The 15,705-nt window shown below is 62.8% G+C and carries 14 protein-coding genes; 13 read left to right on the forward strand and 1 reads right to left on the reverse strand.

From position 1 onward, the window contains the following. The first annotated feature begins 41 nt into the window (after window positions 1–41). Both trmFO and C811_RS06135 read left to right on the forward strand, forming a co-directional pair. Entirely contained in the window at window positions 42–1,406 is a 1,365-nt protein-coding gene (trmFO, locus tag C811_RS06130) for a methylenetetrahydrofolate--tRNA-(uracil(54)-C(5))-methyltransferase (FADH(2)-oxidizing) TrmFO (protein WP_016308636.1), read from the forward strand. Beyond that, the gene (locus tag C811_RS06135; protein ID WP_016308637.1) at window positions 1,406–2,422 is read left to right on the forward strand and encodes a tyrosine recombinase; all 1,017 of its coding nucleotides are present in this window, start codon (window positions 1,406–1,408) and stop codon (window positions 2,420–2,422) included. Before trmFO ends, C811_RS06135 begins: the two co-directional genes overlap by 1 nt. Window positions 2,423–2,909: 487 nt before the next feature. Here the strand turns inward: C811_RS06135 and C811_RS17250 are convergent, their stop codons facing one another. Next, entirely contained in the window at window positions 2,910–3,302 is a 393-nt protein-coding gene (locus C811_RS17250; RefSeq protein ID WP_425304017.1) for a helix-turn-helix domain-containing protein, read from the reverse strand. A 127-nt stretch (window positions 3,303–3,429) separates the two neighbouring features. On the opposite strand from C811_RS17250, the gene C811_RS06140 reads away from it, so the two are divergent. From C811_RS06140 to C811_RS06180, 11 genes are all read left to right on the forward strand, one after another. Then, on the forward strand, window positions 3,430–3,819 hold the full coding sequence (locus C811_RS06140) for a hypothetical protein (protein ID WP_016308639.1): 390 nt from the start codon (window positions 3,430–3,432) through the stop codon (window positions 3,817–3,819). 9 nt (window positions 3,820–3,828) lie between these two features. Then, on the forward strand, window positions 3,829–5,718 hold the full coding sequence (locus C811_RS0102840) for a YARHG domain-containing protein (RefSeq protein WP_016308640.1): 1,890 nt from the start codon (window positions 3,829–3,831) through the stop codon (window positions 5,716–5,718). Continuing rightward, a complete protein-coding gene (locus C811_RS0102845; protein ID WP_016308641.1) occupies window positions 5,693–6,610 on the forward strand; it encodes an N-acetylmuramoyl-L-alanine amidase in 918 nt (305 codons plus the stop codon). Before C811_RS0102840 ends, C811_RS0102845 begins: the two co-directional genes overlap by 26 nt. Window positions 6,611–6,816: 206 nt before the next feature. After that, a complete protein-coding gene (locus C811_RS06145) occupies window positions 6,817–8,124 on the forward strand; it encodes an MFS transporter (RefSeq protein ID WP_016308642.1) in 1,308 nt (435 codons plus the stop codon). A gap of 214 nt (window positions 8,125–8,338) precedes the next feature. Further along, on the forward strand, window positions 8,339–11,254 hold the full coding sequence (gene uvrA, locus C811_RS06150) for an excinuclease ABC subunit UvrA (RefSeq protein ID WP_016308643.1): 2,916 nt from the start codon (window positions 8,339–8,341) through the stop codon (window positions 11,252–11,254). 181 nt (window positions 11,255–11,435) lie between these two features. Then, window positions 11,436–12,161 carry a hypothetical protein gene (locus tag C811_RS06155; RefSeq protein WP_016308644.1) on the forward strand — a complete coding sequence of 242 codons (726 nt, stop codon included), beginning with the start codon at window positions 11,436–11,438 and terminating at the stop codon, window positions 12,159–12,161. Window positions 12,162–12,361: 200 nt separating this feature from the next. Next, window positions 12,362–13,693, forward strand: coding sequence for an NADP-specific glutamate dehydrogenase (gene gdhA, locus C811_RS06160; RefSeq protein ID WP_016308645.1), 1,332 nt, complete (start codon window positions 12,362–12,364; stop codon window positions 13,691–13,693). Between the two features lie 138 nt (window positions 13,694–13,831). After that, entirely contained in the window at window positions 13,832–14,260 is a 429-nt protein-coding gene (locus tag C811_RS06165) for a 4Fe-4S binding protein (protein WP_016308646.1), read from the forward strand. 94 nt (window positions 14,261–14,354) lie between these two features. Then, window positions 14,355–14,642, forward strand: a complete 288-nt coding sequence (locus C811_RS06170; protein ID WP_016308647.1) for a nucleotidyltransferase family protein — start codon at window positions 14,355–14,357, stop codon at window positions 14,640–14,642. Then, window positions 14,632–15,000, forward strand: coding sequence for a HepT-like ribonuclease domain-containing protein (locus C811_RS06175; protein ID WP_016308648.1), 369 nt, complete (start codon window positions 14,632–14,634; stop codon window positions 14,998–15,000). The genes C811_RS06170 and C811_RS06175 overlap by 11 nt, the downstream gene beginning before the upstream one ends. Further along, window positions 14,997–15,692 (forward strand): DNA alkylation repair protein, encoded by a 696-nt coding sequence (locus C811_RS06180; RefSeq protein WP_016308649.1) that lies wholly within the window; start codon window positions 14,997–14,999, stop codon window positions 15,690–15,692. The genes C811_RS06175 and C811_RS06180 overlap by 4 nt, the downstream gene beginning before the upstream one ends. The last annotated feature ends 13 nt before the right edge of the window (window positions 15,693–15,705 follow it).

Raw genomic sequence — 15,705 nt, forward strand, 5'->3', positions numbered from 1 at the left:
GACGGGCGTGGCGGTGCCGTTGTTTGGTATCCTTCTGGGCTATGACTTACCATGTGACCATAGTCGGCGGGGGACTCGCCGGCAGCGAGGCAGCGCTCGATCTTGCGAACCGCGGGATAGCGGTGCGTCTGCTGGAGATGAGGCCGCAGCGCCAAACTCCCGTGCACCATACCGACGGCCTCGCGGAGCTCGTGTGCTCCAACTCGCTCAAGAGCACCAAGCCCGACAGCGCAGCGGGTCTGCTGAAACAAGAGCTCACGGCCCTGGGATCGCCTCTCATGAAGGCGGCGCAGGAGTGCGCTGTGGCAGCGGGCGGGGCGCTCGCGGTGGATCGGTTACTGTTCTCCCGTGCGATTACGGCCCAGATCGAGGGGCATCCCTTGATCGAGCTGGTGAGGGAGGAGGCGCGCGATGTGGGGTCGCTGGCGAGCGGCACCGACGCCCTCGTGCTCGCGAGCGGCCCGCTCACCTCCGACGCCTTGTCGTCCTCGCTTATGGGCCTGACCGGGAGGCATGCCCTGGCTTTCTACGACGCCGCGGCTCCGGTGGTGATGGCGGATTCCATCGATTTCGAGAAAGTGTTTCGCCAAAGCCGCTACGAAGAAGCGGCCTCGGGCGGCGACTACCTGAACGCTCCTTTCACGAAAGAGGAGTACGAGCGCTTCGTCGACGAGCTGCTCGGCGCCGAGCGCGTCATCGCGAAGGACTTCGAGACCCGCGAGCTGTTCCAGGCGTGCCAGCCGATAGAGGAGATAGCCCGATCCGGCCGGGACGCGCCGCGCTTCGGCAGCCTGAAGCCGGTGGGACTGACCGATCCGCGCACGGGACGCCGTCCCTGGGCTGCCCTGCAGCTGCGTGCGGAGGATGCGTGCGGTCAGAGCTACAATCTGGTGGGCTTTCAGACCAACCTCACCTTTCCCGAGCAACGGCGCGTGTTCCGGATGATTCCCGGTTTGGAGCAAGCGGAGTTCGCGCGTTACGGCGTCATGCACCGCAACACGTTCATCGATGCGCCGCGATTGCTCGACGCGCGGGGTCGCCTGCGAACTCCCCAGGCCGCCGCGCTCGGAGTGCCGGTGTACGTGGCCGGTCAGCTTGCCGGCACCGAGGGCTATTGCGAGGCCATTCGCTCGGGCCTGCACGTCGCCGTCGCCGTGACGGCCGATTTGCAGGGCGTCGAGCTTCCCGCGTTGCCTCCTGAGACGGTGTACGGGGCGCTCATGGCCTACGCGACCGATGAGGCAACTGCCGACTACCAGCCCATGCACGTGAACTTTGGCATCATGCGTCCGCTCGATCCGCCGGTGCGCAACAAGCGCGAGCGCTACGGCGCCTATGCTGTGCGGGCCGATGCGGCGCTCGTGGGCTATCGCCGAGCCCTCGAGGCTGCGGGGCTGATGGCCTGATGGATCGCAAAGACGTCGCATCGGCGCCGGCGGGCGCCCATGCGGCTCGCGCCGATGCCGATTCGCCCGCACAGGAGGAGCTCGTGACCGATGCGGCGATCCCGGGAGCTTGCGATGTCGAGGACTTTTGCGAGTCGCTGACCGTGGAGCGAGGGGCGTCTCCCCATACGGTGCGGGCCTATCGCGACGACATCTTCGCCTACCTGCGGTGGGCGCAGCGATGCGGGCACGAGCCCTATACGGTGACTTATCGCCAGATGAGGCGCTATCTGGCCGAGCTCGATCAGGCGCGGTACGCGCGCACGACCATCAAGCGGCATCTGTCGGCTCTGCGATCCTTCTTCCGATGGCTTAACAAAACGGGTCGGGCGAACACCGACCCGGTGAGCGTGGTGCAGGCTCCCAAGGGGGAGCGCCATCTTCCGAAGACCATCTCGGGAGCCGATATGGTGACGCTGCTCGGCGTGTTCGGCGAGGAGGATGCCTTTGGCGAGCCGCGCGAGCAATCGGCGGCTGATATGCGGGATCAGGCCATTTTGGAGTTCCTGTTCTCGTGCGGTGCCCGCGTATCCGAGGCATCGGGCCTCTTGGTCAAGTGGGTCGACTTCCCCTCCTTGGAGGTGAAGGTGTTCGGCAAAAGGTCCAAGGAGCGTATTGTGCCGTTATCGCGCACCGGTGCGGCCGTTATGGAGCGCTACCTGAGCGAGGCGCGTCCGCAGCTTCTGGGTAGCAAGGAGAGCGAGTTTTTCTTCGTGTCGAATCGGGGCAACCAGATGAGCGCCGACTCTATGCGCAAGATGTTCAAGCGGGCTCTGCGCGAGGCAGGCCTCGACGAGAGCCTGTCGCCCCATGCGATGCGGCACACCTTCGCCACCGATATGCTCGAAGGGGGAGCGGACCTTCGCAGCGTCCAGGAGATGCTGGGCCACGCAAGTCTTTCCACCACCCAAATCTACACCCATGTGAGCCCGGATCGCCTGAAGCAGGTGCACGGCCTGGCCCATCCTCGGGCCTAGGAACGCCTGCGCTCGCGTCAGATAGGATTGCGCGGCTCGGGCCGTCCTCGGGCCTAGGAATGGCAAGGCTTTCAGGGCGGTTGCGGCCGTGCCGCGGCTGTCTTCTTGCTTGCCGCCTTGGGCGCGTGCGGCTAATTTACGTCGTGCCAACGGGGATGTTCCGCCTTGCTTTCAACCTTGTGGCGCCCTTGCTACAGTTGACGTTCACGCCCAACGTTGACGGAAATCCCATGGGAAAATCTCCCTGTAGGTTCTTACCGGGGGCCGACCAGTGCGGCGGCCGCCCTTACCGAAGGGAGGAGCCATGAGTCGCAAGAAGGCAAAGATGCTGTTCTGGGCAGCGCTCGTCGTGCTCGCCTACATCCCTTACCTCATGCAGTCGGCCGGCCACGTCATTATGTGATCCTTCTTTGTGGCCGACGATTTCGCTTGAAGGGCATTTAACAGAGCATTTCTCATTTGCCTTGCGTTGTAATGCGCGAGCTGATTACGTGAGAGCTGAAGCAATTTCGCAGACAAGGTTCTCGGCGGATACGCCGAGTGCTTCAGCGTACTCAAACACTTCGCTAAAATGTAGGGATTGCTCGCCGGATTCGATCTTCGAGACAAATGATTGCGGGCGTCCCAGTGAAGCTGCAAGCTGGCCCTGTGTACGCCCCTGCCGAACCCGCACATCTCGCAGGCACTGCCCGATTACTCTGTTAGCCTCGACATTCATTGCCGAGAACGATACGGTAACCTTGATAATATCCCAATTTAGGATATTATTTCCGTGGGAGGTTGCTGCGAGATAAATGCTCAACGACGATGCAACTGCTTCGTGTCGCCGGAAAAGCAGTCTCGGATGGTGCTGGCATTTATGCTTGACGACACCTGGCATCAATCGCAATGTCTCGCGCTTTGCCAACGGGATGTAGAAGCGTGATGAGGCATGCCAAAGCACTTGTGGGGGTTGAGGCTAAACGTGAGAGTTGTTCGGGAAACGAGATGAAAGGGAGATGAGGGTTATGAAGGAAAGTCTGGAGAAACGCATTGAAAACGAAGGCCGGCTCCTTCTCGGGATTGTGGGGATTGTTCTGGTTTTTTTGGTATTACTGGCCCTTGTTCCTGTTGCTCGCATGCCAGTCGCTCCGATTGCCGCCCTATTGGTTTTTTTCACGGAAGGACCGGGGTTTATCGCACTGCTCCTTCTTTGCCTTACTGCGTGGTTGCTGTCCACCTATGTGTTCCTCGAGATAATTCGCAGCAAGGGATATTTTCGCAAAAAGGGCGGTGGCTGGCTATGGTTCATTGGGGTATTTGCGACGCCCATCGTCCCTGGAATTATTGCGATAGCTTTGCCCGAGAAGACGAGTGATGAAGGTCCTGTTGTGTCTGATGACCTTCCGGACTTTTAGGAGGAGACAATGACTTCCGATTTCAAAGTAGTCCTTAGGGATTACTTCAACTCCGATAGTACTTGTTTGCGGTGGGAAGAGGGTTGCCCCGTTGTTCCTGCAGCCGTTCAAGTGTCACGAAACCGGGGAACAAGCGAAGAGCATTTACAGCTGCGGTTTCGCAACATCTCTTCCAAGATAGTGAATGAGTTCACCTGGGAAGCGTCTATCTCCTTTGCCGACGGAACGGTTCAGGAGCTGCGTGAGACCCATCTTGATGCCGATATTCGTCCTGGAGCGGTTTTCGACGTTAACCCAATAGTTCTTGAGAACGTGAAGACAACGTCGGTCGAGGTGCGAATTGTCGCCGTAGAGTCGGGACGCAAACATTGGACCGCTGAAGGTCAGCTTACATCACTGCTTCCTCGTGCGACTCTCGGGTGGGATGAGGAATTGCTTGCGCAACGATATGCTTATCTGTGCAAGGGAAAAGGCCTCGACGCCAAGGGCTCGCAGGTGCGTTGGACATGCTCGTGCGGCGGCTCTGGCGTGGGTATGCAGTCTTGTTGCGCGTGCGGCAAGCAGTCACCCTTGGCTGCCGCTCTTTTGGATGGCAAGGTGCAGGAACGTGAGTGCTACTGGTTGTGCGCTTGCGGCGAGCCGAATGTTGAGAGGGATCGATGCTGGTCATGTGAATACCTCAAAGATGATCTTGTCGAATCGGAGTCGATTGATCGCGTCCGAACATTTGCGGCGCAGCGGGTGGCTGAGACGCAACATCGCCGAAAAAAAGCCGTTACGATCGGGGTGTCGGTGGTTACTGCACTCGCTATCGTCGGAGTGGTGTTTTTCGCCATTGTGAATCCGATCATTCAGAAGAACGACGCCTATCAGGCGGCTCGTCGCCACATGGCCCAGTCGAATTATGCGACCGCTGCTGCGTTGCTAGAGGGATTGGAGTGGCAGGACTCTGAGGAGCTCTATCGGATGTGTTCGTATGAGGTGGGCATCAGGGATGAGGCCAGTGATCGTCCTGAGTCGGCTTTGGATGCCTTTCGCGCTGCTATTCCCTATAAAGACGCCGAGGCTCGTGCTGAGCAGTTGGAGATCGCCCTGGCTCAGACGGGGGAAGATGCTGCCGACGATACTGGCAAGGGGGATGGATCGGCTGAGAGCACAGTTGAAAACGAAACTTCTGGAACTGCGGAGGACTCGAAGGAACCGAAGGCGAAGAGTGCGCAAGGCGATGCAATAGAGACCCCGTATTACTCTGTCGACTTGAGCAAGATATTTTCTGAAAGCGAAATGAGCGATGTGACCTACGAATATGCAAGTGGCTATGCGTTCCAAGAGCCTGGCGTTATGGGCATGGGATATGGGCTCAGAGTATGGGATGGCGACCGGACGCTCTTTTATGTGGGCTGTTTCAGCGAGGATTGGGGGCCGCAGGGCGAGTACGAGTCGATGGTCGTGGGCCGCGTCGAGTCTCCTGACTACGGTGCTATGCAGGTGTATTTGTACGTTCCCTATGATATTAATGCAGTTGAGGGCACCGATCTTGCCCGGCGGGCGGCGGACGAGCTGCGCGCATACATGGACGGCGTGAGTGTCAAGGGAGGGGTTTCCTCGGAGGTCGACTACATCCTTCCCGAAAGCGATTCGCGAAAGTATGCGCGTTCGGAGCTTTCGTCGTTGTCGACGTGGGAGTTGTATATCGCCCGCAATGAGATATTCGCCCGATACGGCCGAAGATTCAACAATGCCGATCTCGCGGAGCACTTCAACTCGAAGAGTTGGTATAGTGAGACGTGGAGCGCCGAAGAGTTCGATGAATGGTTCTCTCCGAATGAGTACGAGAAGGCAAATGCCGATTTGATTATGGAGTTGGAGCGCGATGCAGGTTCGCCGTACCTATCCTAAAGACTACGGGAAGTGGTTGAACGTCGCCTTTGCGGCGGTGCTCGCATTCGGACTTGCCGGCTGTCAGGCGGGCGGTGCGGGTCATGGGGATGCGTCCTCGAAGGAACAGGTGCTCGCCGAGCCTGTGAGCGAGGAGACGATGGAATCGTTGCGGGAGATCTCGGGGGAGGGCGCTGCCTCGGATGTTCCCGTAGCCCCTGCTCCCGACATCGAGGTCGCTCCTGATGTCACGTCCGCCGCGGATGACGAGGCGGAGAAGGGCGTTGCGGAGTCGGGCGAGTCCGACGAAGCCGTCTCTAGCGACGAGGGAAAGGGCGGGCTTCCATCTGCTGCTGACCTGTCCATTGTCGAAGACTACCGAGCCGGGTTCGACCATGGCCCGAAGCCGGCCGCCTTCCAGAAGTATATCGTGCTGCACGATACGGAGAGCGATTCCGATGCAGCCGCCATCATCGATTGGTGGGATGGCAACGGCAACCAGGTGGCTGCGCATTTCATCGTGAACCGCGACGGCACCATCTGGCAGTGCGTGCCGCTCGATCGCATCGCGCACCACGCAGGCTATGGCGATACGGGCCATAACGACCGCTACGGCATCGACGAGGACGGCCGCGACGACATGGCCGGCTCGACACCCATCGGCGGTGATTTCGCCGATTACGCCATGAACGCCTGGTCGGTGGGTATCGAAATGGTGCACGTGGGCGGCGAGGGCGACTATCCCGAGGAGCAGCTTCGGGCGGTGGATGATCTGATCGCCTATATCGACGCCTCTTTCGGCTTCGAGAGCGAGATCATCGATCACAAGGCGTGGCGCTCGGGCAATTCCGACACCTCTGCCGAGTTCGCCGATTATTTGGAGAGCTATCGCGCCACGCGAAAGCACGCGTAGGCTTTGGGGCACGGACGGTTTCCGCAGTCGGTCGGCGGCGGTGAATCGCCTGCGTGCCGACGGTTTGCGGGGCTGTTTCATCGCTGAGCGGCAAACTTCTCATTCCCTCTTGAATTCCCTGGGCGCGGGGTTCATACTGCTCGCACCATCTCGGGTACGACCCGTGGAAGGCGACAGGCTGGCTCGTCGATTCATGGAGGAAGAGGATGCACAAGGCTCAGCTCACCAATGCGCAGTCGCTGCGCGGTTTTCTGCTCGCGACCTTCGCGTTTCTGGCTATTTTCGCCTCGACGGCGGTGCCCATTCCGCTGTACGCCGACTACCAGGCGACCATCGGGCTCACCACGGCCGATATCTCCAATACCATGTTCACCTACCTTACCGGCGTGACCCTCACCCTGCTTCTGGCCGGGCGCATCTCGGACTCCTTCGGGCGGGTGCCGGTGACGAGCCTCACCATCATGCTCGCCATCTTCGGCTGCATCCTGTTCCTGCGCGCGGAAAGCGGCGTCGATGTGCTCGCTGCCCGCTTCGTGCAGGGCCTCGCGGCCGGCTTCGGCATGAGCGCCGTCTCCTCCCTCGTCATCGACTGCGTGGGGGAGCGCCACCTCAGCTGGGGTTCCACTGTGGCCAGCTGCGGCGCCATGTTCGGCATCATGATCGGCTCAGTGGGCGTGGGCGTGCTCTACGGCATGGTTCCCGACCTGACCGTTGTCTACGGCACGATGATCCTCGTCTTGGCCGTGTGCCTGTTCCTCGTGAACTTCGTCCACGAGCCGCTGGACCGCACCGCCTCGCTGCGCGCCACCATTCGCCCGCGCGTGTTCGTGCCCCGGGACTGTCGGCGCCTGTTCGCGGCGGTGGCCGTGGTGTACCTGTCCACCTGGATGGTGAGCTGCTTCTTCCAGTCCTTCGCATCGCCCATCGCCTATACCTGCTTCGGGGAGACCTCGCCTCTGGCCGGCTCCGTCATCCTGGCCCTCGTCATGGCACCGAGCGTGCTCGGCGGCCCCCTTGTGCAGAGGCTCGATCCGCGCCGTGCGCTCGCGGCGGCCATGATGATCTCGCTCGGCTGCACGGCCGCCCTCGCGCTGGCAGTGGGCGCACGGGCGGAGCTCGCCTTCATGGGGGTCTGCGCGGTGTTCAGCGTGGCTTCCGGCGCGGCGCTCGCCACGGCGCTGCGCATGCTGCTCTTGGAAGTGAACGTGCTGCAGCTGTCGGCCATCCTGTCCTCGGTGAACCTCGTGGCCTATGCCGGCTCGGCGGTGACGGGGCTCGTGTGCGGCGCGCTTCTGGGCGCGACGTCCTACGCGGCGGTGTTCGCCGTCATGGCCTTCGTGCTGGCGGCGGCCTGCGTCTTCGTGTTCTCCGCGGCGCGCACCGCGCCTGCGCGCCGGAAGTCGAAGCGGCTCACCTTGGCCCATTTCCACCGGAAGCGCGGCACGGCGATGCCGGCGTCCGAGGATACCTCTGCTGGCGCCTCTGAAGACCTCCCGGTGCCGATGCTCTCCTGATAGGCTTTCGCTTGCAGGCAGCTCTGGCGGCTTCGGCTCTGCCGGAGGGCGAACAGACTGCGAAGATTCCATGAAGGCGAACAGAAGTTCCCTTTAGGGCTGGCGTTTCTGTGCGCGGCCCCCTAAAATAACCTGCGAAAACAAGAATCAATGCAGCGGGTGGCCCCTCGGGGGCGCCCGCTGTGTTACGTCCGCGAAGGAAACGAAGCGATCCATGGCCAACGAAATCGTCATCAAGGGCGCCCGCGAGCATAACCTCAAGGACGTCGACCTCACTATCCCCCGTGATGAGCTGGTGGTCATCACGGGCCTTTCCGGCTCGGGCAAGTCGAGCCTGGCCTTCGACACCATGTACGCCGAGGGCCAGCGCCGTTACGTGGAGAGCCTCTCCAGCTACGCCCGTATGTTCTTGGGGCAAATGTCCAAGCCCGACGTGGACTCCATCGACGGGCTTTCCCCAGCCGTGTCCATCGACCAGAAGACCACCTCGAAAAACCCTCGCTCTACCGTGGGCACCACCACCGAGATCTACGACTACCTGCGCCTGCTGTTCGCACGGGTGGGCGTGCCCCATTGCCCGGAGTGCGGACGGGAGATCAAGAAGCAGACCACCGACCAGGTGACCGATGAGATTCTGCGCCTGGGCGAAGGCGCCCAGGGCGAGGCCACGAAGGCCATCCTCATGGCACCGGTAGTGGCCGGCCGCAAGGGCGAGTTCACCAAGCTCTTCGCCGACCTGCAGAAGGAGGGCTTCTCCCGCGTGCGCATCGACGGCGAGATCGTGAAGATGACCGGCGAGCCCATCACGCTGAACAAGAAGATCAAGCACTTCATCGATGTCGTCGTGGACCGCGTTACGCTGAAGGAGTCGGCCACGAGCCGCATCGCCGAGGGCGTGGAGCTGGCCTGCAAGCTGGCGAGCGGACGCGTGCTCGTGCAGGTGCTCGGGCCCGACGGCGCACCGCTCGGCGAGGCCGGCGGCACCTCCTCGGGGGCCACGGGCGGGCTTGGGGAAGGGGAGCACCTGTTCTCGCTGGCGCTGGCGTGCCCGGAGCACGGCCACTCCATGGACGAGCTGCAGCCCCGCGACTTCTCCTTCAACGCCCCCTACGGTGCCTGTCCCGATTGCCTCGGCATCGGCAGCCGCGACGAGGTGGACGCGTCGCTTGTGGTGCCCGACCCGTCCCTTACCCTGAACGAGGGAGTCATCGCTCCCTTCAAGAGCGGCAACTACTACCCCCAGGTGTTGCGCGCCGTGGCCGAGCACGTGGGCACCGATGCCGACACCCCCTGGGAGGATATGCCGAAGAAGGCGCAGAAGGCCATTATGAACGGCCTGGGGAATGAGAAGGTGCGGGTGGACTACCGCACCGTGGACGGCCGCGACACCTATTGGTACATCGAGTGGGAGGGCGTGCTGGCCGCGGTGAAGCGCCGCTACACCGAGGCCCAGTCCGATGCCCAGCGCGAGAAGCTGGCGGCCTACTTCGCCACGGTGCCCTGCGAGACCTGCGGGGGCAAGCGCTTGAAGCCGGAGATCCTCGCCGTTACCGTGGACGGCAAATCCATCCACGATGTCACCGAGATGTCGGCGGCCGAGTCGCTGGCCTTTTTCGAGGGGCTATGCTTCACCGGCCAGGCGGCTGTCATCGCCCTGCCCATCGTGAAGGAGATTCGCGAGCGTCTGCGCTTCCTCGTGGACGTGGGGCTCGACTACCTCACGCTGGAGCGGGCCACGGCCACGCTCTCGGGCGGCGAGGCCCAGCGCATCCGGCTCGCCACCCAGATCGGCGCCGGGCTCATGGGCGTGCTCTACATCCTGGACGAGCCCTCCATCGGATTGCACCAGCGCGACAACGAGCGGCTCATCGCCACCTTGGAGCGTCTGCGCGACCTGGGGAACACCGTGGTCGTCGTGGAGCACGACGAGGACACCATCCGCGCGGCCGACTTCGTGGTGGACATGGGGCCGGGCGCCGGCGAGCACGGTGGTGTGGTTATCGCCGCGGGCACCCCGGCCGAGGTCATGGCCGCGGAGGGCTCCATCACCGCCGACTACCTGGCGCGTCGCCGCCGCATCGAGGTTCCTGCCTGTCGTCGCCGCCCGGGCCGCGGCTCGGTGAAGATGACCGGGGCCTCCGAGAACAATCTGAACAACGTCACGCTGGAGGTGCCCATCGGCACGCTCACGGTCATCACGGGCGTGTCCGGCTCGGGCAAGAGCTCGCTTATCACCGATACGCTGGCGCCGGCGCTTGCCAACCGCCTGAACCACGCCCATCGCCGCACGGGACCCTATCGCAAGATTACGGGCCTGGAGAAGCTCGACAAGGTCATCAACATCGACCAGAGCCCCATCGGGCGCACCCCGCGCTCGAACCCGGCCACCTACATCGGGCTGTGGGACGACATCCGCGCCCTGTTCGCCAGCACGCAGGAGGCCAAGGCCCGCGGCTACGCGCCGGGGCGCTTCTCCTTCAACGTGAGCGGCGGCCGCTGCGAGGCCTGCAAGGGCGACGGCCAGATCAAGATCGAGATGCACTTTTTGCCCGATGTGTACGTGCCCTGCGAGGTGTGCAACGGCGAGCGCTACAACCGCGAGACGCTGCAGGTGACCTACCGCGGCAAGAACATCTCGGAAGTGCTCGATATGACCGTGGAGGATGCCCTGCACTTCTTCGAGAATATCCCTGGCATCAAGCGCAAGCTGCAGACGCTCTTCGACGTGGGCCTCGGATATATCCGCCTCGGCCAGCCGGCCACCACGCTCTCGGGCGGCGAGGCCCAGCGCGTGAAGCTCGCGAGCGAGCTGCAGAAGCGCCAGAGCGGCAAAACCTTCTACATCTTGGACGAGCCCACCACGGGCCTGCACTTCGAGGACGTGCGCCAGCTGCTCGAAGTGCTCCAGCGTCTGGTAGATGCCGGCAACACCGTGCTCGTCATCGAGCACAACCTGGACGTCATCAAGTGCGCCGACCACATCGTGGACCTGGGCCCGGAGGGCGGCGACCGCGGCGGCACCATCATCGCCACGGGCACGCCCGAGGAGGTGGCGAAGGTGGAGGGCTCCTATACCGGCCACTTCGTCGCCCGCATGCTTGAGGAAGCAAAGCTGCCGCCGGTGGCCTAGGGCCGGGGTTCTCTCCGGCCCGTGTGGGGCAACCGGGGATGCCGGTATCGGGAAATGCGGGACAGTTCTACCGGGTAGGGCTGCCTCGCTTTGCGTGGGGCGGAAGGTCGCTCCTGTTCAGATATGGAGCCTTGGGCCCCGTCGCGAATGCCGCGGCGGGGCTTCGCTATAATGGTGCGCTATGAAGAAGCGTACCCGGGAAAAAGTGGCCCTGCTGGTATTCGCGCTGCTCGTCGTGTTGGGGGGCAGCGTGCTCTTGCGCTATTTCGAGACCGGGCGCACCTTCAACGTGGCCGCCACCGGGGTGGACGATGTGTTCGGCCAGATGCAGGGCTATACCGCCATCGTCTTCGACGGCACCTACGATCCCATGGACGCCCTAAGGCCCGCGGTTGATGTTACGAGCGAAGGGGAGGAGGCGCCCGCGAGCGTGGGGGCCATGGTGCTCTCGGAGCTCTCGCGCCTGCCGCTGGCCCTGCGGGAGCGGCCGGTGTACGCCTCCGATGTGCGCAGCCTGTACCTGGACAAGGGCGCCGGCGTCGTCACGCTGGACATCGCCGATCCCTCCCGGTACGAAAAGCCGGTGATTCTCATGGCGGGCGACCGCAAGGTGGGCGTGGTGTACGTGGATTACTACGCGTCAAAGAAGCGTCTTGCCGCCCTGCAGAAGGAGATGACCGACGCCGGCGCCCAGTCGCTTATCTGTCTGGTGCCCCGCCTGTCGTGTCTGGCCACGCCCGACGGCTTCCAGACGGTCATCGTGACCGACGACTCGCAAGCCGAGCCCGGCTCGGGCGAAGGGAGCGAGGGCGTGCACATCATGTACGCCCCCGAGCGCGAGCAGGTGGGCGTGGTGCTGCTCACAGCTCTGAACGTGTCCTCCTCGAAGGTGTACTCGGCGTTGTAGGGAAGCGCTTCGCGCTCCGATCCCCCTCTGACTGCTTGTCATCCGGCGCCGTCTGCTGGTTGATCGCGGCGTCTCGCTCGGGTCTTTGTTTCGGCTCAGTTAATAACTCATCGTTTTGGAAAAGCCGCGTCCTATAATGCGGCCAGAAGCCAGCGGGCGTGCGCGCGCCGCGGCACCCCGACACGTCAAGGAGGTCCGCATTGAGTTACGTCGAGAACGTCATCGAACAGGTGAAGGCGAAGAACGCCGAGCAGTCCGAGTTCATCCAGGCCGTCACCGAGGTGCTCCAGTCCCTGGAGCCGGTTATCGAGGCCCATCCGGAATACGAGCAGGCCTCCCTCCTCGAGCGCATCGTGGAGCCTGAGCGCGTGGTCATGTTCCGCGTGCCCTGGGTGGACGATAGCGGCAAGGTGCAGGTCAACCGCGGCTTCCGTGTGCAGTTCAACAGCGCCATTGGCCCCTACAAGGGAGGCCTGCGCCTGCATCCGTCGGTGAACCTGGGCATCATCAAGTTCCTCGGCTTCGAGCAGATCTTCAAGAACAGCCTGACCACCCTGCCCATGGGCGGCGGCAAGGGCGGCTGCGACTTCGACCCGAAGGGCAAGTCCGACATGGAGGTCATGCGCTTCTGCCAGTCCTTCATGACCGAGCTGGCCCGCCACATCGGCGCCGACACCGACGTGCCGGCCGGCGACATCGGCACGGGCGCCCGCGAGATCGGTTACATGTTCGGCCAGTACAAGAAGATCAAGAACGTCTTCGAGGGCGTGCTCACCGGTAAGGGCCTCTCCTTCGGCGGCTCGCTCGCCCGCACTGAGGCCACCGGCTACGGCCTGGTGTACCTGGTGCAGGAGCACTTGAAGTGCACCGGCGACAGCTTCGAGGGCAAGACCGTCTGCATCTCCGGCTCCGGCAACGTGGCCATCTACGCGACGCAGAAGGCCCAGCAGCTCGGCGCCACGGTGGTCACCCTGTCCGATTCCACCGGCTGGATCTACGACCCGGCGGGCATCGATGTGGAGCTGGTCAAGCAGATCAAGGAAGTGGAGCGCGGCCGCATCTCCGAGTACGCCGCCCGCCGCGAGGGCGTCACCTACCACGAGGGCCGCGGCGTGTGGGTCACCCCCTGCGACATCGCGCTGCCCTGCGCCACCCAAAACGAGGTGCTCATCGATGATGTGAAGGCGCTCGTGGCCAACGGTTGCAAGATCCTCGCCGAGGGCGCGAACATGCCCACCACCCTGGATGCCACCGAGTACCTTCAGGAAAACGGCGTCGTGTTCTTCCCCGGCAAGGCCGCCAACGCCGGCGGCGTGGCCACCTCGGGTCTGGAGATGTCCCAGAACTCCGAGCGCCTGTCCTGGACCTTCGAGGAAGTGGACGCGAAGCTCAACGGCATCATGGTGAGCATCTACCACGCCATCGATGACGCCGCCCGCCGTTACGGCCACGAGGGCAACTACGTCATGGGCGCCAACATCGCCGGCTTCGAGAAGGTCGCCGACGCCATGATGGCCCAGGGCATCGTGTAAGGGTTCTGCCCGAGCGGCTCCGTTGATAGCATGCATGAGAAAAGCCCTGTTGATCGGGGCTTTTCCTGCGTTTCGGCTCGTTTTGGAACGCGAGGGCGTCAGGCGGCTGCGTCGGCCGCTGTGGCCGAGCATTCCAGCATGCACCAGTACGCCGCTGGTCGGTCCGATGCGCTTGACGACGCCCGCATCGCCGAGCTTATCGGCGCGGTGCGTTCTGCACTCGACGAGGGCTGCGCCGCAGAGGCGCCTTCGGTGCCCGGGAAGCGGCCCTACGTGAAGGAGGGCGCGGTGCCGCTCGCGCCCAAGTACGCGGAATCGTGCCGCCGCTGCGGGCGCTGCGTGGAGGCGTGTCCCGTTGAGGCAGTGGACGCGACGACCCTCAAGACCGACAAGGGTACCTGCATCGCCTGCATGGGCTGCGTGGCGGTATGCCCTGATCGCGCCCGCACGGTGAACGGCCTTCAAGGCGGCGGCGCTGGCCATCAAGAAGCAGGAAGGGGGCCGCAAGGAGGCCGAGCTGTTCTCGGTTGCGTGAGCCTAGCTCCCTGCACGCCTGTGATGCAATGACGCGTTCAATAGGGCCGGCTCTCTCTGTCGTTGCGAATGGTAAAATGTTCCTTAAGGAAAGTGCTCGCGCGGATAATGAGACGAGGAGGCAGCTATGCTTGCAGTCGCCGAAATCGCTGATGGAGTGAAGGAAGTTGCCGCAGATTACCCCGTCGAGCGCATCGAGCTTTTCGGTTCATATGCGCAGAATCGCGCTACCGACAACAGCGATGTCGACCTGCTGGTCGAGTTTACTTCGCTGGCGGTCTCTCTGCTGACGCTTTCGTCCCTTCGGCGAAATCTGGAGAACAGACTCGGTGTCTCGGTCGATCTTGTTCATCTTCCCTTGCCCGAGGGGTCTTTTCTCGATGTGGGCGAGACGGTGATGCTCTATGAGCGATGAGAATCTCGTTGTTCTTAAGAAGATCCTCGAAGAAATGAGCATCGCGCACTCGCTTCTCGGTATGCACGACGTTGACTCTTTCATGGAAGACGAGATGGCAAAGCGAGCTGTGTGCATGACGGTTATCAATGTCGGCGAGCTTATCAAGAATCTCGACATGGATTTTCGAGCCGACAATCCCGAAGTGCCGTGGAGGGACATGGCGGGCTTCCGCGATATCGCTGCCCACAAATACCAGACGTTGAGAATGGACGATGTGTATGTGACCGTGGCCGACGAGTTCCCCTCCATTGCGGAAGATATTCGGATGATTTGCGAAAGAGCCGAGGGGGAGGACGAGGCGAGGGACGATCGATGACGATTCAGGAGGATATCGAGGCGTTCCTCGCCTTACATGCCGATGAGGGCTACCGCGCGTTTCAGGCGAAGCTCATACCGAATATCGACCCTGGTTCTATCATAGGCGTGCGCACGCCCGATCTGCGGAAGTTCGCGAAGAGGCTCGCCCGGCGCTCCGACGTGGACGAGTTTCTGGCGATGTTGCCCCATCGCATTTTCGAGAAGGCGCAGCTGCACTCGTTCGTCATCGTGCAGGAGCGCGACTTCGGTCGGCTGGTTGCGCAGATGGAGCGCTTCCTGCCCTTTGTGGACAACTGGGCCACGTGCGACCAGCTGTCCTGCCGCGGGCTTGCCGTCGACCCCGATGCCGCGCTGGCGAAGGTTCGCTCGTGGCTGGAAAGCGACCGCGAGTACACGGTGCGCTTCGCCATCGGGGTGCTCATGCAGCTGTTCCTCGACGAGCGGTTTCGGCCAGAGCACTTCGCATGGGTCGTCGGAGTTTCTCGCCCGGAGTACTACGTGAACATGATGCGGGCGTGGTACTTCGCCGAGGCGCTGGCGAAGCAACCTGCCGCCGCCGAGGAGGTTATCGTCTCGGGAGTTCTCGACGTATGGACGCACAACAAGGCCATCCAGAAGGCCGTGGAGAGCCGCCGCATTTCCCCCGAGCAGAAGGAGCGTCTGCGCGCCCTGAGGCGGCGGCTCTCTTGAGCGGACGGGCTTC

It is taken from the genome of Adlercreutzia caecimuris B7, from assembly GCF_000403355.2.
Taxonomy (GTDB): domain Bacteria; phylum Actinomycetota; class Coriobacteriia; order Coriobacteriales; family Eggerthellaceae; genus Adlercreutzia; species Adlercreutzia caecimuris.

Bases quoted from the DNA above. Each gene is read 5' to 3' on its own strand.
- trmFO (WP_016308636.1), top strand. From the start codon at position 42: ATGACTTACCATGTGACCATAGTCGGCGGGGGACTCGCCGGCAGCGAG.
- C811_RS06135 (WP_016308637.1), top strand. From the start codon at position 1,406: ATGGATCGCAAAGACGTCGCATCGGCGCCGGCGGGCGCCCATGCGGCT.
- C811_RS17250 (WP_425304017.1), bottom strand. From the start codon at position 3,302: ATGCCAGGTGTCGTCAAGCATAAATGCCAGCACCATCCGAGACTGCTT.
- C811_RS06140 (WP_016308639.1), top strand. From the start codon at position 3,430: ATGAAGGAAAGTCTGGAGAAACGCATTGAAAACGAAGGCCGGCTCCTT.
- C811_RS0102840 (WP_016308640.1), top strand. From the start codon at position 3,829: ATGACTTCCGATTTCAAAGTAGTCCTTAGGGATTACTTCAACTCCGAT.
- C811_RS0102845 (WP_016308641.1), top strand. From the start codon at position 5,693: ATGCAGGTTCGCCGTACCTATCCTAAAGACTACGGGAAGTGGTTGAAC.
- C811_RS06145 (WP_016308642.1), top strand. From the start codon at position 6,817: ATGCACAAGGCTCAGCTCACCAATGCGCAGTCGCTGCGCGGTTTTCTG.
- uvrA (WP_016308643.1), top strand. From the start codon at position 8,339: ATGGCCAACGAAATCGTCATCAAGGGCGCCCGCGAGCATAACCTCAAG.
- C811_RS06155 (WP_016308644.1), top strand. From the start codon at position 11,436: ATGAAGAAGCGTACCCGGGAAAAAGTGGCCCTGCTGGTATTCGCGCTG.
- C811_RS06165 (WP_016308646.1), top strand. From the start codon at position 13,832: ATGCACCAGTACGCCGCTGGTCGGTCCGATGCGCTTGACGACGCCCGC.
- C811_RS06170 (WP_016308647.1), top strand. From the start codon at position 14,355: ATGCTTGCAGTCGCCGAAATCGCTGATGGAGTGAAGGAAGTTGCCGCA.
- C811_RS06175 (WP_016308648.1), top strand. From the start codon at position 14,632: ATGAGCGATGAGAATCTCGTTGTTCTTAAGAAGATCCTCGAAGAAATG.
- C811_RS06180 (WP_016308649.1), top strand. From the start codon at position 14,997: ATGACGATTCAGGAGGATATCGAGGCGTTCCTCGCCTTACATGCCGAT.